Below are 20,056 nucleotides of genomic sequence, written 5' to 3'. Positions count from 1 at the left end.
GCCGCAGGCGACGGCGGTCCCGGGCCAGCCGCCCGGGCGGCGGCTACGATGAGGACCGGCACGGCGGCGCTGCTGTGCACGTGTGCAGCATGCCGCCTGAGCAACAGAAACCGACGCCTCGCGAGTCAGGAGCACACCCGCATGCCCATCGCCTCCCCGGACAAGTACGCCGAGATGATCGACGCGGCCAAGAACGGCGCGTTCGCCTACCCGGCCATCAACGTCACCTCCTCCCAGACGCTGAACGCCGCTGTCCGCGGCTTCGCGGAGGCCGGCTCCGACGGCATCATCCAGGTCTCCACCGGCGGCGCCGCCTACTTCTCCGGCTCCTCCGTGAAGGACATGGTCGCCGGCTCCCTGGCCATGGCCGCGTTCGCCCGCGAGGTCGCCAAGAAGTACTCCGTGAACATCGCCCTGCACACGGACCACTGCCCCAAGGACAAGCTGGACGGCTTCGTGAAGCCCCTGCTCGACGCCTCGGAGGCCGAGGTCAAGGCCGGCCGCGACCCGCTCTTCAACTCCCACATGTGGGACGGCTCCGCGGAGACCCTCGAGGAGAACCTGCGCATCGCCCAGGAGCTCCTGGCCCGCACCCACGCCAACAAGCAGATCCTCGAGGTGGAGATCGGCGTCGTCGGCGGTGAGGAGGACGGCGTCGCGAACGAGATCAACGACAAGCTGTACACCACCGTCGAGGACGGCATCGCGACGATCGAGGCCCTGGGTCTGGGCGAGAACGGCCGTTACCTGACCGCCCTGACCTTCGGCAACGTGCACGGCGTGTACAAGCCGGGCGGCGTGAAGCTGCGCCCGCAGATCCTGCAGGACATCCAGCAGGCCGTGGGCGAGAAGTTCGGCAGGCAGCGCCCGTTCGACCTGGTGTTCCACGGCGGCTCCGGCTCCGCCGCCCAGGAGATCGCCGACTCGGTCTCCTACGGTGTCGTGAAGATGAACGTGGACACGGACACGCAGTACGCGTTCTCCCGTCCCGTGGCCGGCCACATGTTCGAGAACTACGACGGCGTCCTCAAGGTCGACGGCGAGGTCGGCAACAAGAAGATGTACGACCCCCGCGTCTGGGGCGCCAAGGCCGAGGACGGCATGGCCGCCCGCGTGGTCCAGGCCTGCCAGGAGCTCAACGCCGCCGGCAAGTCCATCGGCTGACGCCCCCCACGCACGACGACGGCCGGTCGCCTCCTCCGGGAGGCGGCCGGCCGTCGTCGTGTCCGGGACGGGCCCGGGCGGGTCAGTCCGTCGTGTTGGAGGGCGAGGGGGTGCCGCTCTCGCTGACCACGGGGTTGCCGTCGCCGTCGTCCGAGGGGGACGCGGAGTCCGAGCCGGAGGACGAGGCCGCGGACTCAGCGGCCGCGGACTCGGCGGCGTCGCGGGCGGCGCCCACGAACGGGCGCGGAGGCTGGCCGGGGGCCACGGGCTCGGGTGCGCCCTCGGGCCGGTCGATCGTGGACTGGTCGGAGAGCTGGTCCTGCGGGATGATCCCGGTGGGCAGGCCCTTCGCCTTGTCGAGGGTCTCCTGGTCCGTCTGGGCGTTCAGGAAGAACGGGGAGCTGGTCTCGATGTCCGCCTGGAAGTCGGACGGGTCCTTCAGCACCGTGTCGGCCAGGTGGTCGCGGGCCTGCGTGGCCAGCGTGGTGCTGTTGGCGATCGGCGAGTTCGTCACCTGCGTGAGGCCCTCGTTCACGGAGCCGTAGCCCTTCATCGCGCCGAAGGTGACGGAGACCAGCTGGGTGCCGTCCTCGTTGCAGGCCCACGCGGTGCGCTGGGGGAGCAGGGGGGCGCCGTCCGCGCCGCCGACCATGCCGGGGCGCAGCAGGGCGAGCAGGCCCTTCCGGGTCGACTCGTCGTACGAGTACTCGTCCGCCATGACGGGCGCCTCGGGCCGGCACCACTCCAGGCGCCTGCCGTCGAGGTTGTGCTGGTAGTGGACCATCACCAGCGGGGCGCCCTCGGAGCGGCTCGAGGAGCCCTGGTACTGGCAGGTGAGGAACTCGTGCGTCTGGTCCCGGGAGGCGAAGAGCTGCACGATGCCGATGTCGTTGGCCACCGGGATGTGGGTGGCCACGGCGTCGAGCGTGGTCTGGTCCAGCACGTCCTGGGTGCAGTCCATCACGGAGACCGTGTCGTTGTAGCGGGCGGCCACGGACTTCCAGCCCGCGGAGGCCGCGCCCGAGGTGATGCCGGGGCCCTGGGTCTCGAGGGCCTCGCGGGGCTGCGGGCGCTCGGAGCCGTCGGCCTTCTCCGAGGCGCGCGCGGCGCGGATCTCGGAGGCCGCGGCGGAGGCCGGGCTCTGCGGGTCGCCGGTGGCGGAGGCCGAGGAGCCCGCGGCGGCGGTGGCGGTGGAGGTGGAGCTCGCGGGGCTCGGCTGGCCGGAGTCGGAGCAGCCGGCGAGGGTCAGGGCGAGGGCGGCGGCGCCGAGCGCGGCGGCGGCGCGGTGCGGCGCGGACGTCGGGTGGGTCATGCGGGGGCTCCTTCGGCTGGCGTGCGGGCCCGGGCGGACGGCCTTCCGCCGCCGGACACACGCGAGGGCCACGGTACCGGACGAGCCTGGACGACGCGGCACCGATCCCGGGCCCTCGATAGACTCGCCGCGACCCCGCCGGGCCCGTCCCGGCCCCCCGATCCGCCCCCTCGCGGGCAGGAAGAGGCGCAGCCATGTCCGAGTCCCTGATCGGCAAGAACCTCATGGAGCCCCCGGCAACGCTCCTCCCCGAGGAGCCGGAGGTCCTCGCCCGCCTCGACGCCGGCGACCTCCCCGAGGACCTCGTCCCCCTGGCGCCCGAGTCCTCCCTGGTGTGGGCGCTCATGGCCGAGGACGCCTGGTCCGAGGGCCGCGCCGTGGACTCCTACGCCTACTCCCGGGTGGGCTACCACCGCGGCCTGGACGCCCTGCGCCGCGCCGGCTGGCGCGGGGCCGGCCCCGTGCCGTGGTCCCACGAGCCCAACCGCGGCTTCCTGCGCGCCCTGTACGCGCTGGGCCGCGCGGCCGCCGGGATCGGGGAGTCCGCCGAGGTGGACCGCATCCGCACCTTCCTCAAGGACTCCGACCCCACCGCCGCCCAGCAGATCGAGGCCGCGCAGGCCTGAGCGCCGCGCGTCGTCCCCCGGAGAACCCCGATGGCCAAGCTGTACTTCCGCTACGGAGCCATGAACTCCGGCAAGTCCACGGGCCTGCTGCAGGCCGCCTTCAACTACGAGGAGCGCGGGCAGCGGGTCCTGCTGGCCAAGCCGGCCGTGGACACCAAGGGCGACGCCGCCGTCGTCTCGCGCCTGGGGGTCACCCGGGCCGTGGACTTCCTGGTGCCCGCCGGGGCGGATGTGCTGGCCCTGTTCCGCGCGCATGCCGCCGGCGACGACCCCGACGCCCTCGTGGACCACGTGGACGCGCCGCCGGTGGCATGCCTGCTGGTGGACGAGGCGCAGTTCCTGGAGGCCGGCCAGGTGGACGACCTGCTGCGGATCGCCGTCCTGGAGGACGTCCCCGTGATGGCCTATGGGCTGCGCACGGACTTCCGCACGCACTCGTTCCCGGGCTCGGCGCGGCTGCTGGAGCTGGCGCACTCGCTCGAGGAGCTCAAGACCATCTGCCGGTGCGGGCGCAAGGCCGTGCTGAACACCCGCAAGGTCGTGGACGCGGCCACGGGGCGCTCGCGCTTCGTGTTCGAGGGGGACCAGGTGGCCATCGACGGGGTCGAGGTCACCTACGAGTCCCTGTGCGCGGCGTGCTACCTGGAGGAGTCCGGTGGCCGGCTCGGATGAGAGCCCGGAGTCGCGATTGCCAGGGGACTGCCAGGCTCTTCCCCCAGTTCCCCCAAGGAGGGTTCGTACGCTGAAGGCACCTCATCGAAGGTGCGAGCGATGCAGGTGCGAGTGATGACAGGCGAAGGGCCCCGGACGGCGAACCCGGGGCCCTTCGCCGCGTCCGGTTCAGGCCGGGGAGGACTCAGCTGCGGACGGCGGCGGCCAGCCTCCGGACCACGACCAGCACCACCGCGGCCAGGCCGGTCAGGAGGCTGATGCCCACGAGGGGCGGCCCCACGGCGTCGCCGATCTCCACCGCCCGGTCCATCCCGTAGAGGTCGACCAGCGGGGCCGGCGCGGTCTCGGAGCCGGGGGCGTCCCCGTAGTCGCCGAACGCCAGCATGCCGAGCAGGCCCGTCAGCCAGGACGCGCCCAGCAGGAGGTGCACCACGACGCCGGTGCGCACCCCGGCCCGGCGCTCCACCGGCGGGTTCACGCGGGGCAGCAGGAACAGCGACGCCGCCGCCAGGACGCCGAGGCCGCCCTGGACCATCCACCCGAACATGATGTAGGTGAACAGCAGCCAGCCGCCGTTCTCCGTGGCGAAGCGCCCCACGATCACGCACAGCGGCAGGAGCGCGAAAGCGACGATCCAGAGGACCGCGGGCAGCCAGCGGGGCGTCCCGACGGACGGGCCCGCGGGGCGCAGCTGGTGGGGGAGGGGTGTTCCGGGCGGAGGCATCACGGGGTGCGGCACGGCCATGCCCCCAGCCTAGGCGCAGCCCTCACCCAGGAGGGTGTCCCAGGTCACGCTGGTAGGATTCGGGGGTACGGCCTCCGTGCGCACGCAAGGGGGCGTTTTCCATGTGCGGGACCGCGCGGTCGAGCGCCGCGGCCCCAAGAGGAGAGATGCAGCATGCCAGCGATCGCGATCGTCGGCGCCCAGTGGGGCGACGAGGGCAAGGGCAAGGCCACCGACCTGCTGGGCGGCCGCGTGGACTACGTCGTGAAGCCCAACGGCGGCAACAACGCCGGGCACACCGTCGTCGTCAACGGGGAGAAGTTCGAGCTGAAGCTCCTGCCCGCCGGCATCCTGTCCCCGAACGCGGTGCCGCTGATCGGCAACGGCGTGGTGATCAACCTGGAGGCCCTCTTCGAGGAGATCGACGGGCTCGAGGCCCGCGGCCACTCCTGCGCGAACCTCAAGATCTCCGCCAACGCGCACCTCGTGGCCCCGTACCACCAGACCATGGACAAGGTCACCGAGCGGTTCCTGGGCAAGCGCGCCATCGGCACCACCGGCCGCGGCATCGGCCCCACCTACATGGACAAGGTGGCCCGCCTGGGCATCCGCGTGCAGGATATCTTCGACGAGTCGATCCTGCGCCAGAAGATCGAGGGCGCCCTGCGGCAGAAGAACGAGCTCCTGGTGAAGCTCTACAACCGCCGCGCCGTCACCGTGGACGAGATCGCCGAGTACTTCCTGGGCTACGCGGACCGGCTGCGCCCCATGGTGGTGGACTCCGTGAACCTCCTCAACGACGCCCTGGACGAGGGCAAGGTCGTGCTCATGGAGGGCGGCCAGGCCACCTTCCTCGACGTGGACCACGGCACCTACCCGTTCGTGACGTCGTCGAACCCCACGGCCGGCGGCGCGTCCGTGGGCGCGGGCATCGGACCGACCCGGTTCTCCCGCACCATCGGCATCGTGAAGGCCTACACCACCCGCGTGGGCGCCGGCCCGTTCCCCACCGAGCTCTTCGACGAGATGGGCGAGCAGCTGCGCATGACCGGCGGCGAGTTCGGCGTGAACACGGGCCGCCCCCGCCGCACCGGCTGGTACGACGCCGTCCTGGCCCACTACGCGGCCCGCGTCAACGGGTTCACGGACTACTTCCTGACCAAGCTGGACGTGCTCACCGGCATCGAGAAGATCCCCGTGTGCGTGGCCTACGAGGTGGACGGCGTGCGCCACGACCGCATGCCCATGACCCAGACCGAGTTCCACCACGCCAAGCCGATCTTCGAGCACTTCGACGGCTGGACCGAGGACATCTCCGGCGCCCGCGCGTTCACGGATCTGCCGCTGAACGCCCAGCGCTACGTGGAGGCCCTCGAGAAGCTCTCCGGCTGCCGGATCTCCGCGATCGGCGTGGGCCCGGGCCGCGACGAAGTCGTGCAGGTGCGGGGCCTCATCGAGGACTGAACCGGACGCTTTCGTTCGGGAAACGGCGGCGTGTCGCCGCGCTTTCGTTCGGGAAACGGCCCCGGTCCGGGAGTGATCTCCCGGACCGGGGCCCGTTTCGTTTGGTCCCGACGGCGCCCTGGGCGTCCCGTTCTCCGGGCGGCAGGGCGGGACGGGGGCGCCTCGGCCTCCAGCGTCCTCAGCCCTCCGCAAGCGGCACGAACACGGCCTGCTCCGTGGTGCACTGCGTGAGGGCGTCCCGCGCGTCCCGCTCGAGGTCGTCGACGAGGACCCGCCCGCCCGTCCAGCCGCGGGAGTCGCCCAGCAGGACGGTCGCGCCGTCCGGAGCACGGACACCCGTGACGCGGTCGCTCTCGCGCACCAGGGTGCTGCCGGACGGGAAGGCGAGGGGGAGGGAGGTGTGGTCGGGTACGCCGACCGCGCCGTCGTCCACCACCAGACAGCCGCCCTCACTCACCTCGAGTGTGCCGGTGAGCAGACCCCTCGACTCGCCCTCACGCTGCTCCCAGGGTGAGGCCGCGAGGAAGAGGCGGGTGCCGGCGTCGTCGACCACGGTGATCTCCGGCGTGGGAGCCGCGCACCCGGCGAGCAGGGCGGCTCCGGCCGCGGCCAGGGCGACGGCGGACCGGCGCGTCGGGATGTCCATGCGGCCCTCCTCTCCGCCCGCGGGCACGGGCTGAGAGGAGTCTGTGGCCCGGTACCCCCCGGGTCAAGGTGCCGACGGGCCCCGGCTCGGGAGCGAACTCCCGGGCCGGGGCCCGTTTCGGCAACGACAGCGCTGCGACACGCCCCCGTTTCCCGAACGAAAGCGGTGGGTGGGGGTCAGTCGGCGAGGCGGCCCGTGGTCGGGAAGCGCTCCCACACGCGGTGCGCGGGCATGAGCTCCTTCAACTGGGCGACGGCGTCGGCGCCGGCGTCCACCGTGAGCACACCCGGGGTGCCGGTCAGGCCGAGCTCGTCCAGCACGGACGTTCCCTCCCCGACGGCCACGATGGCCTTGGCATGGCGCCAGGCCTCCTGGACCAGCTTGGCGACGCGCGGGTCCACCGCGTCCGGGGCGTCCGCCGCGGCCTTGGCGTCCAGGCCGTGCTGGGCGTCCCCGGCGGGCGGGGTCGCGCCCAGCACCACGACGGCGTCCAGCTCGATCGAGGCGGCGGTGAGGTAGGCGCGCTGCGCCACGACCTCGCCGGCCACGGGGCCGCCCTTCGGCGCGATGACCAGCGGGACCATGCCCGCGCCGTGGATGCCCTGCACGGCGTCGCCGAGCTCCTTCTCGTCCACCTGCGGGCCCACCACGAGGCCCACCTGACGGCCGTCGAGCGGCCACGTGCCGCCCACCTGGGACAGCGCCGCCGAAGGCTGGACGTCCGCAGGGGCGTCGGCGGGCGCCGGCACGGGCATGCCGAGCCCGTCGGCCACCTGCTGGGCCAGGCGCGGGTCGATCGCGCCGAGGTTCTGCAGCTGGCGCACGCGGATCGTCTCCTCGTAGCACTTGCCGAGCTCGAACGTGTACGCCTGCGCCACGTGCTCGCGCTCCACCTCGGAGAGGGAGAGGAAGAACAGGCGCGCCTGCGAGAAGTGGTCGTCGAAGGACGCGGCGTGCGCGCGCTCCTTGACCGAGGCCGGCAGCGGCTCCGGGTGCTCAATGAGCGCGTGGTCGTCCGCGGGAGTCTCGTACGGCAGGCCGCCGTCGAGCGAGTTGGGCCGGTACGGTGCCACCCCGCGATGCACGGCGCTCTGGTGGAAGCCGTCACGCAGCATGTCATTGACCGGGGCGTGCGGGCGGTTGATGGGCAGCTGGGTCCAGTTCGGCCCACCGAGGCGGGTGAGCTGGGTGTCCAGGTAGGAGAACAGGCGGCCCTGCAGGAGCGGGTCGTTGGTGACGTCGATGCCGGGCACGAGGTTGGCCGGATTGAAGGCCACCTGCTCCGTCTCCGCGAAGTAGTTGGACGGGTTGGCGTTCAGCGTCATGAGGCCGAGGGTCTGCACGGGGACGAGCTCCTCCGGGACCAGCTTCGTGGGGTCGAGCAGGTCGATCCCCTCGAACATCTGCTCCTCGTTGTCCTCGAACACCTGCACGCCGAGCTCCCACTCCGGGAAGGCGCCGGCCTCGATCGCGTCGGCGAGGTCACGGCGGTGGTAGTCCGGGTCCGCGCCGTTGGTGATCAGCGCCTCCTCCCATGTCACCGAGTGGACACCGAGCTTGGGCTTCCAGTGGAACTTGACCAGCACGGTGGAGCCGTCCGCCGCGATCAGGCGGTAGGTGTGGACGCCGAAGCCCTCCATCATCCGGAAGGAGCGCGGGATGCCCCGATCGGACATGTTCCAGATGGTGTGGTGCTGCGCCTCGGTGTGCAGGGAGACGAAGTCCCAGAACGTGTCGTGCGCGGACTGCGCCTGCGGGATCTCGCGATCCGGGTGCGGCTTCACCGAGTGCACCACGTCCGGGAACTTGATGGCGTCCTGCACGAAGAACACGGGCATGTTGTTGCCCACCAGGTCCCACGTGCCCTCGTCCGTGTAGAACTTGGTGGCGAAGCCGCGGGTGTCGCGGGCCAGATCCATGGAGCCGCGGGAGCCGGCCACGGTGGAGAAGCGGACGAACACCTCCGTCTCCTTGTCCTTCGCGAACAGCCCGGCCCGGCTGATCTTCGCGGCGGTGCCGTAGCCGCGGAACACGCCGTGGGCACCGGCGCCCCGGGCGTGGACCACGCGCTCGGGGATGCGCTCGTGGTCGAAGTGGCTGAGCTTCTCCCGCAGGTGATGGTCCTGCAGCAGGGTGGGGCCGCGGCGGCCGGCCTTGAGCGAGTGGTCCGAGTCCTGCAGGCGCACGCCGTGCGCGGTGGTCAGGTACGGGCAGCCCTGCGCGGCGGTCGCGGGGTCGGCGCCGGTGTCCTGGCCGGTGGGGGAGACCTGTGCCGGACCGCGCTGGTCCGGGGCCGGGACGGCCACGGGCTGGTCCGGGTCGGTGAGGGCGGTGTGCTCCTCGAGGTCGGGGGTGATCGGGCCCGGGGTGCCCGGGATCTTCGGCTGCTCGGCCATGGCGGTGACTCCTTGGGTCTCGGCTGCTCCGCGCCGAGGGGCGCGGATCCGGTCGGACGACGACGGCGGCGGGCGGGCCGACGTCGCGCCCGTCTTCAGCGTGGAGGGTGGAACCGGTGCTGACCAGGGGTGACGTCCTCCCTGTTCCTCGACGGACGCGCTGAGGTGGGGGCACGGCGTCGCTAGGCTGGCGGGCATGAGGATCGCCGTCGGACAGTTCGGGCCCACGGGCCGCGTGGAGGACAACCTCGAGGCCATGGGCCGGCTCGCCGCGCGCGCGGCCGCGGAGGGCGCCGGGCTCCTCGTGCTCCCCGAGGAGGCGATGCTCACGTTCCGGGAGGTCGAGGACGAGTTCGCGCACGCCGTCGCCGGCTCCTGGGAGCCGTTCACCGAGGGCCTGGCCCGGCTGGCGCGGCAGCACGGGCTGGCGATCGTCGCGGGCGGGTACGAGCCCTCCGCCACGGACCGCCCGTACAACACCCTCGTGGCGGTGGACGCGGACGGCGCCGTCGCCGGCGCGTACCGCAAGCTCCACCTCTACGACGCGTTCGAGCACCGCGAGTCCGAGCTCATCACCCCCGGGGACCGCGGCCTCGTCACCGTGGAGGTCGGCGGGCTGACCGTGGGGCTGCAGACCTGCTACGACCTCCGCTTCCCCGAGGTCTCCCGCGCCCTCGCCCTCGCCGGGGCCCAGGTGCTGGCGATCCCCGCCGCGTGGTTCGCCGGCGAGCACAAGGTGGACCACTGGCGGACCCTGTTGCGCGCCCGCGCCGTGGAGAACACCGTGTGGGTGGCCGCCGCGGACACCGCCTCCGCCGCCACCGTGGGGCACTCCGCGATCATCGACCCCCTCGCGCTCACCCTCGCCGAGGCCGACGACGACGCCGCCCCCGAGACCCTGCTGTGCGCGGACGTCACCGCCGAGCGGGTCGAGGAGGTGCGCCGCACCGTGCCCGTGCTGGCGAACCGCCGGACCGACGTGCTGACCCCGCCGGTCGACGTCGAGCCTGGGGGCTGAGCCGACGCGCCGAGGGGCCGGGTCCGCGGCCGACGGTGCCGCGCACGGCCCCCTGGCCGGTCACCGTTGGCCGCCCCTGTGGCGGGGTGCCTAGAATCGGGGCAGATCCATCACGCCGGGACCCCCGCGTCCCGCATCGCACCACGCCCCGTCGGGGGCGGAACCGAGGGAGCACCCGATGAACACCCAGGCCCATGGCGCGCACGCCGTCCAGACCGTCGGCGGCACCGCCGCCCCGCAGGCCCCGGCGCGCCGCGCCGTCGTCGCCCCCGAGGCCGTCGAACCGGCCCGTCCCGTGGACGGCTGGGGCTTCGTCAACCGCATCCTGGTGGTCGCCACCGTGCTGATCGTGGCGTTCGAGCTGTGGCGCGCCGCCACCGGCCTGCTCTCCGACGGCCCCCGCGTCCTGGGTGAGGACGGCGTGGGCTGGGTCGCCGTGCTCGAGGCGTTCATGTTCGCGCTCGTGGGCGGCGCCATCGCCGGCGCCGCCGGCTACGGCATCGTGCTGCTCATGGGTGGCGCCGCCCGCTCCGCCGCGCGCTACGCCATCGGCGGCCTCATCGGCGGCTTCCTCGCCGCCGTCGGCGTCATCTTCGTGTTCTCCAACACCGCCGCCCTGTCCGTGGGCGGCCACCTGTTCTGGATGCTCCCGCTCGCGGGCCTGATCGGCGGCGTCTGGGCCGGGATCACCTCCGCCAAGTCCTGAGCCGTCCCGCGCGGCACGACGCCGGGCCGTCCCCGAGGAGGGGGTGGCCCGGCGTCGTCGTAGGGGCCTGGCATGGCCTCGGAGCGCCGAACCGTCCCCGAGACGTGGGAAGGGCCCCGGATTCGCCGTCCGGGGCCCTTCGCCTGTCATCACTCGCACCTGCATCGCTCGCACCTTCGATGAGGTGCCTTCAGCGTACGAACCCTCCTTGGGGGAACCGGGGGAGGAGCCTGGCAGTCCCCTGGCAATCCCGGTCCGGAGGTGAGGCCTCCGCCCGACCCCGCGGGGTCAGTCTGCGTCCTCCGGCGGGGCCTCCTCGCCGAGGGCGCTGGCGAGCCGCGTGGTGGCGCCCGCGAGCGCCCGGCCGCAGCGGTCGGCGTGCTCCGCGGTGCAGCGGTAGTCCGGCACGAGCGCGCTGAGGGCCGCGACGACCCGTCCTCCCACGACGACGGGCGAGGACAGCGCCGTGACGTCCTGCTCCACGGAGTGCCCGCCGTGGGCGTACCCGCCGGGGGGCACCTCCCCGCGGTACACCTCGCCCACCGCGGTGCCCTCCAGCGGTACGGTGCGGCCCACCCAGCTGGCGTGGCGCACGGAGTGGGTGCCCTCCACGATCGCGATGTACACGGCCTCCTGCGCGCCGTTGCGCAGGGACAGGTACACGGACTCTCCGGTGGCCTCCGCCACGCCGTCCATGGGGGCGCGGGCGAGGCGGACGAGGGGCTCGCGGGAGAAGGCCCGGGCACCCAGCTGGATGAGGCGGGCCCCGGGGCGGTACTCGCCCTCCTCCTGGCGGTCCACGAACCCGGCGGTCTCGAGGCTGCGCAGCAGGCGCAGGGCGGTCGAGGCGGGCAGGTCGGTGGCGCGGGCCGCCTCCGCCAGGCTCAGGCGCGGCTGGGCGACGACGGCGGCGAGCAGGGCCAGGGCGCGGTCCACGGTGCGGGTGGAGGCGGGGGGCGTGGTGGGCATGGGCCGAGCGTAGCGGGGGTGACGCGCCGCGGCGGAGTTGCACGTGACCCCTGTCACTGTTTCAATGAGCGGCAAGCACCTGCCGCTGAATGAAACGCCGTGGACCCCCGTCCGGCGGCGCAAGCACCCCCCGTCGAGAGGACCAGGCCATGGCCGCCGGCTTCACCCAGCACGACCCGTCCCGCACGATCCGCGCCCCCCGCGGCACCGAGCTCAACGCCAAGTCCTGGCAGACCGAGGCGCCGCTGCGCATGCTCATGAACAACCTCGACCCCGAGGTCGCCGAGCGCCCCGAGGACCTGGTGGTCTACGGCGGCACCGGCCGCGCCGCCCGCTCCTGGGAGGCCTTCGACGCGATCGTCGAGACCCTCAAGGACCTCGAGGAGGACGAGACCCTCCTGGTGCAGTCCGGCAAGCCGGTCGGCGTGTTCCGCACGAACGTGTGGGCTCCCCGCGTGCTGATCGCCAACTCGAACCTCGTGGGCGACTGGGCCGACTGGAAGACCTTCCGCGAGCTCGAGGCCGAGGGCCTGATGATGTACGGCCAGATGACGGCCGGCTCCTGGATCTACATCGCCACCCAGGGCATCCTCCAGGGCACCTACGAGACCTTCGCCGCGATCGGCCGCAAGAAGTACGACGGCACCCTGAAGGGCACCCTGACCCTCACCGGCGGCTGCGGCGGCATGGGCGGCGCCCAGCCCCTGGCCGTGACCCTCAACGGCGGCGTCTGCCTGATCGTCGACGTCTCCGAGGAGCGGCTGCGCCGCCGCATGGGCAAGCGCTACCTCCACGAGGTGGAGACGGACATCGACGCCGCGATCGCCCGCGTGATGCAGGCCAAGCGCGACGGCGAGGCCGTCTCCGTCGGGCTCGTCGGCAACGCCGCCGAGGTGTTCCCGGAGCTGCTGAAGCGGCAGAAGGCCGGCGAGGTCGAGATCGACATCGTCACCGACCAGACCTCCGCGCACGACCCGCTGTCCTACTTGCCGATCGAGATCGAGGAGAAGGACTGGCACGCCGAGGCCGAGGCCGACCCGGACACCTTCACCAAGAAGGCCCAGGAGTCCATGGCCCGCCAGGTCGAGGCCATGGTCGGCTTCCAGGACATCGGCGCCGAGGTGTTCGACTACGGCAACTCCATCCGCGACGAGGCCCGCAAGGCCGGCTACTCCCGGGCGTTCGAGTTCCCGGGCTTCGTCCCGGCCTACATCCGCCCGCTGTTCTGCGAGGGCCTCGGCCCGTTCCGCTGGGCCGCGCTCTCCGGCGATCCGGAGGACATCCGCGTGACCGACGAGGCCCTGAAGGAGCTGTTCCCCGAGAACGAGCACCTGCACCGCTGGCTGGACGGCGCCGCCGAGTTCGTGGAGTTCGAGGGCCTGCCGGCCCGCATCTGCTGGCTGGGCTACGGCGAGCGCCACAAGGCCGGCCTGCTCTTCAACCAGCTCGTGGCCGAGGGCAAGGTCAAGGCGCCGATTGTGATCGGCCGCGACCACCTCGACTCGGGCTCCGTGGCCTCCCCGTACCGCGAGACCGAGTCCATGCTGGACGGCTCCGACGCGATCGCCGACTGGCCGCTGCTCAACGCGCTGACCGCCACCTCCTCCGGCGCCACGTGGGTGTCCATCCACCACGGCGGCGGCGTCGGCATCGGCCGCTCCATCCACGCCGGTCAGGTGGGTCTCGCCGACGGGACCGAGCTGGCGGCGGCCAAGCTGACCGCCCTGCTCACCAACGACCCGGGCATGGGCGTCATCCGCCACGTCGACGCCGGCTACTCCCGCGCCGTCGAGGTCGCCGCCGAGCGCGGCGTCCGCATCCCGATGGAGCCCACGGTCCGCGACTGACCGGAACACCGGCCCCCGCGGTGACACGCGGTGGGCCCCACCCCACAGCGGCCCGGACGCCCGACGACGTCCGGGCCGTTCGCCGAGAGGACCTCCCGATGACGCACGCGCACCCCGCCGACGGCGAGCTGCACACCGACACCACCGCCATGGCGGCGATCGAGGCCGACTCGCCCCGCCCGCCGGCGCGCTGGCGCATGGTGGTCTACTCCCTGATCGGCATCGTCATGTTCTTCGTGCCCGTCACGATCAACGGGGCGAGCTCCATCCCCCTGGACCACCTGGTGACCTGGGTGCGCGGGCTCCTCGGCCCGGCGGACCGCTACGTGGCTCTCGCCCTGATCGCCGCGGGCGCCGTCTTCCCGTTCGCCACCGGCCGCTGGCGCCAGAGCGTCACCACGACCGTGTTCGCGTTCCTCGGCGTCGTCGGTCTGCTGACCGCCTGCATGGTCGTCTTCGGCTTCGGGCCGTCCTGGGTGCTGGACAAGGGCATCGGCCCGTTCCTGCTGGACAAGCTCGTCATCCCCGTCGGCCTGATCGTGCCCATCGGCGGCGTGTTCCTCGCTCTCGTCATCGGCTACGGCCTCATGGAGTTCGTGGGGGTCTACCTGCGCCCGGCCATGCGCCCGATCTGGCGCGTGCCCGGTCGTGCCGCCGTCGACGCCGTCGCCTCCTTCGTGGGCTCCTACGCTCTGGGCCTGCTGCTCACCAACCGGATGTACACCGGCGGACGCTACACGGCGCGCGAAGCCGCCATCATCGCCGTCGGCTTCTCCACCGTCTCCGCCACGTTCATGGTGATCGTGGCCAAGACCCTGGACCTCATGGACCACTGGCTCTGGTACTTCTTCGGCACCCTCGTGGTGACGTTCGTGGTCACGGCCATCACCGTGCGCATCCCCCCGCTCTCGCGCATCCCGGACGAGCCGTTCCCCGGCGCGGTGCACGTCCCCGAAGAGGCCGTCACCCAGGACCGCTTCCGCGTCGCCCGCCGCGCCGCCGAGCAGACCCTCGCCGAGGCGCCGAGCCTGGGCCGCAACGTCTGGCTGAACTTCCGCGACGGCCTCGTCATGGTCCTGCAGATCCTGCCCTCGATCATGTCCGTGGGCCTGATCGCCCTGGTGCTGGCCACCTACACGCCCGTGTTCGAGTGGGTCGGCCTGATCTTCCAGCCGGTGTTCTGGGCGCTGGGGTTCTCCGATCCGGCACTGATGGCCTCGGCCTCCGCCACCTCGATCGCCGAGATGTTCATCCCCGCCACCATGCTGGCCGGACATGAGGACTTCGTGGCCCGCTTCGTGATCGGGGTGGTCTGCGTGTCCGCGATCATCTTCTTCTCGGCCCTGGTCCCTGCCATCCTGGCCACGGACATCCCCGTGAAGCTGTGGCACCTCGTGGTGATCTGGGTCGAGCGCGTCGTCCTGACCGTCCTGCTGGCCACCCCGCTCGGCCACCTCGTGGCCGCCCTCACCTCCTGACCCGTACGACCCGATTCCCGAAGGAGGCCGTATGGCCAGCACGCTCATCACGGACATCGCCGAGCTCACCACGGTGGACCCGGAGGGCCGCGTCCTGCGCGACGCCGCCGTCGTCCTCGACGACGAGGACGTCGCCTGGATCGGCCCCGCCGCGCAGGCCCCGGCCGCGGACGAGCGCGTCTCCGTCGCGGGCCGCGCCGTGCTGCCCGGCTGGGTGGACTCCCACACGCATCTCGTGTTCGACGGGGACCGCTCCGCCGAGTTCGAGGCCCGCATGGCGGGTGAGTCCTACGCGGCCGGCGGGATCGGCCTGACCATGGAGGCCACCCGCGCCGCCTCGGACGAGCGCCTCCGGGAGCTCGTGCTCGGCCGCGTGGCCGACGCCGTCCGCGGCGGCACCACGTACCTCGAGACCAAGACCGGCTACGGGCTCACCGTGGAGGAGGAGGCGCGCCACGCGCGCCTGCTGGCCGGGCTGCGCGAGGAGGGCCTCGTGGACGAGGTGACCTTCCTCGGCGCCCACCTCGTGCCCCCGGGCCGGGACGTGGAGGACTACCTCGACGACGTCGTCGGGCCGATGCTCGAGGCCGTGCGGGAGCACGTGGGCTGGGTGGACGTGTTCTGCGACACGGGCGCCTTCGACGCCGCGCAGACCCGCCGCGTGCTCGCCGCGGGAGTGGCGGCGGGCCTGCGCGCGCGCCTGCACGGCAACCAGATCGAGCAGGGCCCGGGCGTCGCGCTCGCGGTCGAGTTCGGCGCCGCCTCCGTGGACCACGTGAACCACCTCTCCGACGCGGACGTGGAGGCCCTCGCCGGCACGTGGTCCGGCTGGGACCGCGCCTCGGCCACCGGCACGCCCGGCACCGTGGCCGGCTGCCTGCCCGCGTGTGACCTGTCCACCCGCGCCCCGCTGGCGCCCGCGCGTCGCCTGCTCGATGCCGGCATCGAGGTCTCCCTGGCCTCGAACTGCAACCCGGGCACCAGCTACACCACGTCCATGAACTTCAACGTGGGCACCGCCGTGCTGCAGATGCACCTGACCCTCGCCGAGGCCGTGCGCGCCGCCACCCTCGGCGGGGCCATCGGCCTGCGGGCGCAGGACCGCGTCGGCAGCCTCGAGGTCGGCAAGCGCGCCGACCTGCACGTGCTCGACGCCCCCGCCGCCATCCACCTGGCCTACCGCCCCGGCATGCCGCTGACCCACGCCGTGTGGCGTGCCGGCCGCCGGGCCGTCTGATCAACCGACATCAAGGAGAACGCATCACCATGACCACCACCGTCACCCTCGGCACGTCCGGGGCCACCCTGGACGACGTCGTCGCCGTGGCCCGCCACGACGCCCGCGTGGTGCTCGCCGACGACGTGCTCGAGACCGTCGGCGCGGTGCGCCGCCACGTCGAGGCGCTGGCCGAGGCCGAGACGCCCACCTACGGCGTGTCCACCGGCTTCGGCGCGCTCGCGGACAAGCACATCCCGCTCGAGTCCCGCGCGCAGCTGCAGAAGTCGCTGATCCGCTCCCACGCCGCCGGCATGGGCCCCGTGGTGGAGCGCGAGGTCGTCCGCGCGCTGATGTTCCTGCGCGCCACCACGCTGGCCTCCGGACGCACGGGCGTGCGCCCCGTGGTGGTCGAGACCTTCGTGGCCATGCTCAACGCGGGCATCACCCCCGCCGTGCGCGAGTTCGGCTCCCTGGGCTGCTCCGGCGACCTCGCCCCGCTCTCCCACGTGGCCCTCGCGCTGATGGGCGAGGGCGACGTCGTCGGGGCGGACGGCGCGCTGCGTCCGGCCGGCGAGGCGCTCGCCGAGGCCGGGATCGAGCCGGTCGAGCTGCGGGAGAAGGAGGGCCTGGCCCTCGTCAACGGCACCGAGGGCATGCTCGGCATGCTCATCATGGCGCTGGCCGACCTCGACGAGCTCGTCGACACCGTGGACCTCACCGCCGCGATGTCCGTGGAGGCGCTGCTCGGCACCGACCGCGTGTTCGTGCCGGAGCTGCACCTGCCGCTGCGCCCCCACCCGGGCCAGGCGGCCTCCGCCGACCGGATGCTGAAGATCCTGGCGGGCTCGCCGATCGTGGCCAGCCACAAGGAGGGCGACTCCCGCGTGCAGGACGCCTACTCGCTGCGCTGCGCCCCGCAGGTGGCCGGCGGCCTGCGCGACACCCTCGCGTACGTGCGCACCGTGGCCGAGCGCGAGCTCGCCGCCACCGTGGACAACCCGGTGGTGCTCGACGACGGCCGGGTGAGCTCGAACGGCAACTTCCACGGGGCACCCGTGGCGTACGTGCTGGACTTCCTGGCCATCCCGGTGGCCGACGTCGCCAGCATGTCCGAGCGCCGCACCGACCGCATGCTGGACCCGGCCCGCTCGCACGGGCTGCCCGCGTTCCTCGTGGACGACCCGGGCGTGGACTCCGGCATGATGATCGCCCAGTACACGCAGGCCGGGCTCGTCTCGGACATGAAGCGCCTGGCCGTGCCCGCGTCCGTGGACTCCATCCCCTCCTCCGCGATGCAGGAGGACCACGTCTCCATGGGCTGGCACGCCGCCCGCAAGCTGCGCTCGGCCGTGGAGAACTTCCGCCGCGTGCTCGCCGTCGAACTCGTGGCCGCCGCCCGCGCGATCGAGCTGCGCGCCCCGCTGCAGCCCTCCGCCGCGACCGGTGCCGCCGTCCGCGTGATCCGCGAGGCCGGCGTCCCCGGCCCCGGCCCGGACCAGTACATGGCCCCGCAGCTGGCCGCCGCCGAGCAGGCCCTGCGCGACGGGTCCGTGCTGGCCGCCGTGGCGGAGGCGCTCGCGGGCGCGTCCGCCGACGCCGAGCCGCAGGACCTGGCCGAGGAGTCCGCGGGCGCCGAGGCCGAGGGACACTGACGCCGCCGAGCGGTCAGACGCCACAGAGTGGTCACGACATGCCGCGTGCGTCTGCACGAGACGGCGTGTCGTGACCACTCTGTGTGCGGGCGGCCCTGCTGGCTCAGGCCGCCAGGTCCACGTCCTTCGTCTCCTTCATGACCAGGCCGGTCAGCCCGGTGAGGCCGCCGACCACCATGAGGTAGATCGGGAACGCGCTGGTCCACCCCTGCGCCGTCAGCCACGTGATCAGGTACGGCGCCGTGCCGCCGAAGATCGCGGTGGCCAGCGAGAGCATGGTGGCCACGCCCTTGGCGCGCACCGCCGTGGGCAGCGCCTCGGACCAGACGGCGCCGTTGACGCCGAACAGCAGCGCCACGGCCAGCAGGGCGATGGTCTGCACGAGCAGGAACGAGGCGAAGGTGCCGTCGAGCATGCCGAACAGCGGGAACGGCAGCAGCACGAAGAGCAGGCCGAAGGCGATGACCAGCGGACGGCGGCCGACCCGGTCGCCCAGCAGGCCCGCCCCGAGGATGGCGGCCAGGAAGATCACCTGGGCCAGGAGCGAGGCCGAGAGGGTGGTGGACTTGTCCATGTGATGGGCCACCTGCGCGTGCGTGGGCAGGTAGATCAGCCACGTGTAGAACATCAGGGAGCCGCCCGCGGAGACCAGGAAGATCGTCAGCAGGCCGCGCCACACCGCACCCGACTCCCGGCGGGGAGCGTCGTCGGCGGTGGGCACCACCTGCTGTGCCGCCGTGAAGTGCTCCGACTCCGTCAGGCTCCGTCGCAGGTACAACGCGTAGAGGCCGAGGACGCCGCCGATGCCGAACGCCACCCGCCAGCCCCAGGAGGCCACCTGCTCGTGGGTGAGCAGGGTGTTGATGGTCAGGCCCACGAGCGTCGCCAGGATCGTGCCCACCACCACGGACACCCACGACGTCGCCCCGAACAGCCCGCGCCGGCCCTGCGGCGCCCGCTCCACGAGGTAGGTCACGGAGGTGCCCATCTCGCCTCCGTGCGCCAGGCCCTGCAGCAGGCGGGCGATGACGAGGATCACCGAGGCGAGGACGCCCACCATGCCGTAGGTGGGGGTGAAGGCGATGATCAGGCTGCCGAGCGCGGTGATCATCATCGCCGCGAAGAGGCTGCGCTTGCGGCCCACCCGGTCCGCGTAGGCGCCGAACACGTAGCCGCCGATGGGGCGGGCGACGAAGCCCACCGCGAAGACGGCCAGGGTGGCGAGCAGCTCGGAGGTGGGGTTGTCCGCGTGGAAGATCTGCGCCGCGAAGACCGGGGCGAAGATCGTGTAGACGTTCCAGTCGTACCACTCCAGCGCGTTGCCGAAGTTCACGGCCAGCATGTCCTTCAGGCTCCGGGGGCGGGTCCGGGGCACGGGAGCGGGCCGGGCCGCGCCGGTGGCCGCGGTGCTCATGCCCGTCCCTCGAGGCCGGCCTGGGCATCGCCGTCGGCGCCGGGCACCCGCATCTCGAAGGTCTCCCGCACCACGGTGTAGTCGAAGTAGCCCAGGCGGGCGATCGGCTGGATGCGCGGGATGTCGATGCGGCCGTCGGCGGTGATGACGTCGTCGTCGATGTGGATGGTGTCGACGTGGGCGAAGACCACGTCGATGGTGCCCACGTTCGAGTCGCCCTTGATGCGGTGCGTCGAGTGGTAGCGGCACTCGAAGCGCACGGGGGACTCGGCGACCATCGGGATGGGGTGGTTGTCCGCGTAGACCTTGGTGACGCCGTGCTCCGCGATGCGGTCCCACTCGCTCTCGCTCGGCTCCAGGGCCATGGCGGAGACGTTGACGGCCTCGCGCAGGTCGTAGGTGGCCATGTTCCATACGAACCAGCCGGTCTGCTCCGCGTTGAGGACGGTGTCCTTGCGGCGTCCGTCCGGGTACTGGTTCGCGGAGAACATCACCATGGGCGGGTCGAAGGTGAGGTTCTGCCACTGGCTGTAGGGGGCGATGTTCTCCCGGCCGTCCGTGCTCACGGAGGACAGCCAGCCGATGGGCCGCGGCACGGTGGAGCTCTTGAAGGGGGAGAAGGGCAGGGGGTTGGCCTCGTGCTGCGGGCGGTACTTCATGAGTCCTCCATGTGATGCCGGTAACAGGGTGTGAGCCACGCTACGCCGCATATCCCGGATATATCAAGCGGAGGGGGGCAGCTGACTGCC

17 protein-coding genes are annotated in these 20,056 nt (G+C 72.7%); 10 read left to right on the top strand and 7 right to left on the bottom strand.

Features of this window, described 5'->3' with window-relative positions:
• Positions 1-141 precede the first annotated feature (141 nt).
• Positions 142-1,164: a class II fructose-bisphosphate aldolase gene (gene fbaA, locus KW076_RS00875; protein ID WP_224355758.1), complete on the top strand. Its 1,023-nt coding sequence runs from the start codon at positions 142-144 to the stop codon at positions 1,162-1,164.
• An 82-nt stretch (positions 1,165-1,246) separates the two neighbouring features.
• Here the strand turns inward: fbaA and KW076_RS00870 are convergent, their stop codons facing one another.
• On the bottom strand, positions 1,247-2,476 hold the full coding sequence (locus KW076_RS00870) for a hypothetical protein (protein WP_224355757.1): 1,230 nt from the start codon (positions 2,474-2,476) through the stop codon (positions 1,247-1,249).
• Between the two features lie 194 nt (positions 2,477-2,670).
• Here KW076_RS00870 and KW076_RS00865 point away from each other — a divergent pair, with 194 nt between their 5' ends.
• Positions 2,671-3,102, top strand: coding sequence for a DUF3151 domain-containing protein (locus KW076_RS00865; RefSeq protein ID WP_224355756.1), 432 nt, complete (start codon positions 2,671-2,673; stop codon positions 3,100-3,102).
• 30 nt (positions 3,103-3,132) lie between these two features.
• Positions 3,133-3,774: a thymidine kinase gene (locus KW076_RS00860; RefSeq protein WP_224355755.1), complete on the top strand. Its 642-nt coding sequence runs from the start codon at positions 3,133-3,135 to the stop codon at positions 3,772-3,774.
• A 184-nt stretch (positions 3,775-3,958) separates the two neighbouring features.
• Here KW076_RS00860 and KW076_RS00855 read toward each other — a convergent pair whose 3' ends face one another.
• A complete protein-coding gene (locus KW076_RS00855) occupies positions 3,959-4,519 on the bottom strand; it encodes a hypothetical protein (protein ID WP_224355754.1) in 561 nt (186 codons plus the stop codon).
• A 153-nt stretch (positions 4,520-4,672) separates the two neighbouring features.
• Here KW076_RS00855 and KW076_RS00850 point away from each other — a divergent pair, with 153 nt between their 5' ends.
• Positions 4,673-5,962 (top strand): adenylosuccinate synthase, encoded by a 1,290-nt coding sequence (locus KW076_RS00850; RefSeq protein ID WP_224355753.1) that lies wholly within the window; start codon positions 4,673-4,675, stop codon positions 5,960-5,962.
• 178 nt (positions 5,963-6,140) lie between these two features.
• Here KW076_RS00850 and KW076_RS00845 read toward each other — a convergent pair whose 3' ends face one another.
• Both KW076_RS00845 and KW076_RS00840 read right to left on the bottom strand, forming a co-directional pair.
• Entirely contained in the window at positions 6,141-6,608 is a 468-nt protein-coding gene (locus KW076_RS00845; protein ID WP_224355752.1) for a hypothetical protein, read from the bottom strand.
• A 176-nt stretch (positions 6,609-6,784) separates the two neighbouring features.
• A complete protein-coding gene (locus KW076_RS00840) occupies positions 6,785-9,004 on the bottom strand; it encodes a catalase (protein ID WP_224355751.1) in 2,220 nt (739 codons plus the stop codon).
• Between the two features lie 196 nt (positions 9,005-9,200).
• Here KW076_RS00840 and KW076_RS00835 point away from each other — a divergent pair, with 196 nt between their 5' ends.
• The gene (locus KW076_RS00835) at positions 9,201-10,022 is read left to right on the top strand and encodes a carbon-nitrogen hydrolase family protein (RefSeq protein ID WP_224355750.1); all 822 of its coding nucleotides are present in this window, start codon (positions 9,201-9,203) and stop codon (positions 10,020-10,022) included.
• 178 nt (positions 10,023-10,200) lie between these two features.
• Positions 10,201-10,728, top strand: a complete 528-nt coding sequence (locus KW076_RS00830) for a hypothetical protein (protein WP_224355749.1) — start codon at positions 10,201-10,203, stop codon at positions 10,726-10,728.
• A gap of 288 nt (positions 10,729-11,016) precedes the next feature.
• Here the strand turns inward: KW076_RS00830 and KW076_RS00825 are convergent, their stop codons facing one another.
• Positions 11,017-11,697 (bottom strand): IclR family transcriptional regulator, encoded by a 681-nt coding sequence (locus tag KW076_RS00825; protein WP_224355748.1) that lies wholly within the window; start codon positions 11,695-11,697, stop codon positions 11,017-11,019.
• Between the two features lie 149 nt (positions 11,698-11,846).
• On the opposite strand from KW076_RS00825, the gene hutU reads away from it, so the two are divergent.
• The 4 genes from hutU (at position 11,847) to hutH (ending at position 17,893) form a co-directional block, all read left to right on the top strand.
• Positions 11,847-13,544, top strand: a complete 1,698-nt coding sequence (hutU, locus tag KW076_RS00820; RefSeq protein ID WP_224355747.1) for a urocanate hydratase — start codon at positions 11,847-11,849, stop codon at positions 13,542-13,544.
• Between the two features lie 98 nt (positions 13,545-13,642).
• On the top strand, positions 13,643-15,022 hold the full coding sequence (locus KW076_RS00815; protein ID WP_224355746.1) for a YjiH family protein: 1,380 nt from the start codon (positions 13,643-13,645) through the stop codon (positions 15,020-15,022).
• 31 nt (positions 15,023-15,053) lie between these two features.
• On the top strand, positions 15,054-16,259 hold the full coding sequence (hutI, locus tag KW076_RS00810; protein ID WP_224355745.1) for an imidazolonepropionase: 1,206 nt from the start codon (positions 15,054-15,056) through the stop codon (positions 16,257-16,259).
• 29 nt (positions 16,260-16,288) lie between these two features.
• On the top strand, positions 16,289-17,893 hold the full coding sequence (hutH, locus tag KW076_RS00805; RefSeq protein WP_224355744.1) for a histidine ammonia-lyase: 1,605 nt from the start codon (positions 16,289-16,291) through the stop codon (positions 17,891-17,893).
• A gap of 103 nt (positions 17,894-17,996) precedes the next feature.
• On the opposite strand, the gene KW076_RS00800 is transcribed toward hutH, so the two are convergent.
• Together KW076_RS00800 and KW076_RS00795 are read right to left on the bottom strand one after the other, a co-directional pair.
• The gene (locus tag KW076_RS00800; RefSeq protein WP_224355743.1) at positions 17,997-19,307 is read right to left on the bottom strand and encodes an MFS transporter; all 1,311 of its coding nucleotides are present in this window, start codon (positions 19,305-19,307) and stop codon (positions 17,997-17,999) included.
• Positions 19,304-19,966, bottom strand: coding sequence for a flavin reductase family protein (locus KW076_RS00795; protein WP_224355742.1), 663 nt, complete (start codon positions 19,964-19,966; stop codon positions 19,304-19,306). Before KW076_RS00795 ends, KW076_RS00800 begins: the two co-directional genes overlap by 4 nt.
• Positions 19,967-20,056 lie beyond the last annotated feature (90 nt).

The organism is Micrococcus porci, assembly GCF_020097155.1.
In the GTDB taxonomy this organism is placed as follows: domain Bacteria; phylum Actinomycetota; class Actinomycetes; order Actinomycetales; family Micrococcaceae; genus Micrococcus; species Micrococcus porci.
Note: the sequence above shows the minus strand (reverse complement) of the source record. Positions and strands in the feature narration are given on the sequence as shown.

Coding starts and splice junctions, on each gene's coding strand:
- fbaA (WP_224355758.1), top strand. CDS start 142: ATGCCCATCGCCTCCCCGGACAAGTACGCCGAGATGATCGACGCGGCC.
- KW076_RS00870 (WP_224355757.1), bottom strand. CDS start 2,476: ATGACCCACCCGACGTCCGCGCCGCACCGCGCCGCCGCCGCGCTCGGC.
- KW076_RS00865 (WP_224355756.1), top strand. CDS start 2,671: ATGTCCGAGTCCCTGATCGGCAAGAACCTCATGGAGCCCCCGGCAACG.
- KW076_RS00860 (WP_224355755.1), top strand. CDS start 3,133: ATGGCCAAGCTGTACTTCCGCTACGGAGCCATGAACTCCGGCAAGTCC.
- KW076_RS00855 (WP_224355754.1), bottom strand. CDS start 4,519: ATGGCCGTGCCGCACCCCGTGATGCCTCCGCCCGGAACACCCCTCCCC.
- KW076_RS00850 (WP_224355753.1), top strand. CDS start 4,673: ATGCCAGCGATCGCGATCGTCGGCGCCCAGTGGGGCGACGAGGGCAAG.
- KW076_RS00845 (WP_224355752.1), bottom strand. CDS start 6,608: ATGGACATCCCGACGCGCCGGTCCGCCGTCGCCCTGGCCGCGGCCGGA.
- KW076_RS00840 (WP_224355751.1), bottom strand. CDS start 9,004: ATGGCCGAGCAGCCGAAGATCCCGGGCACCCCGGGCCCGATCACCCCC.
- KW076_RS00835 (WP_224355750.1), top strand. CDS start 9,201: ATGAGGATCGCCGTCGGACAGTTCGGGCCCACGGGCCGCGTGGAGGAC.
- KW076_RS00830 (WP_224355749.1), top strand. CDS start 10,201: ATGAACACCCAGGCCCATGGCGCGCACGCCGTCCAGACCGTCGGCGGC.
- KW076_RS00825 (WP_224355748.1), bottom strand. CDS start 11,697: ATGCCCACCACGCCCCCCGCCTCCACCCGCACCGTGGACCGCGCCCTG.
- hutU (WP_224355747.1), top strand. CDS start 11,847: ATGGCCGCCGGCTTCACCCAGCACGACCCGTCCCGCACGATCCGCGCC.
- KW076_RS00815 (WP_224355746.1), top strand. CDS start 13,643: ATGACGCACGCGCACCCCGCCGACGGCGAGCTGCACACCGACACCACC.
- hutI (WP_224355745.1), top strand. CDS start 15,054: ATGGCCAGCACGCTCATCACGGACATCGCCGAGCTCACCACGGTGGAC.
- hutH (WP_224355744.1), top strand. CDS start 16,289: ATGACCACCACCGTCACCCTCGGCACGTCCGGGGCCACCCTGGACGAC.
- KW076_RS00800 (WP_224355743.1), bottom strand. CDS start 19,307: ATGAGCACCGCGGCCACCGGCGCGGCCCGGCCCGCTCCCGTGCCCCGG.
- KW076_RS00795 (WP_224355742.1), bottom strand. CDS start 19,966: ATGAAGTACCGCCCGCAGCACGAGGCCAACCCCCTGCCCTTCTCCCCC.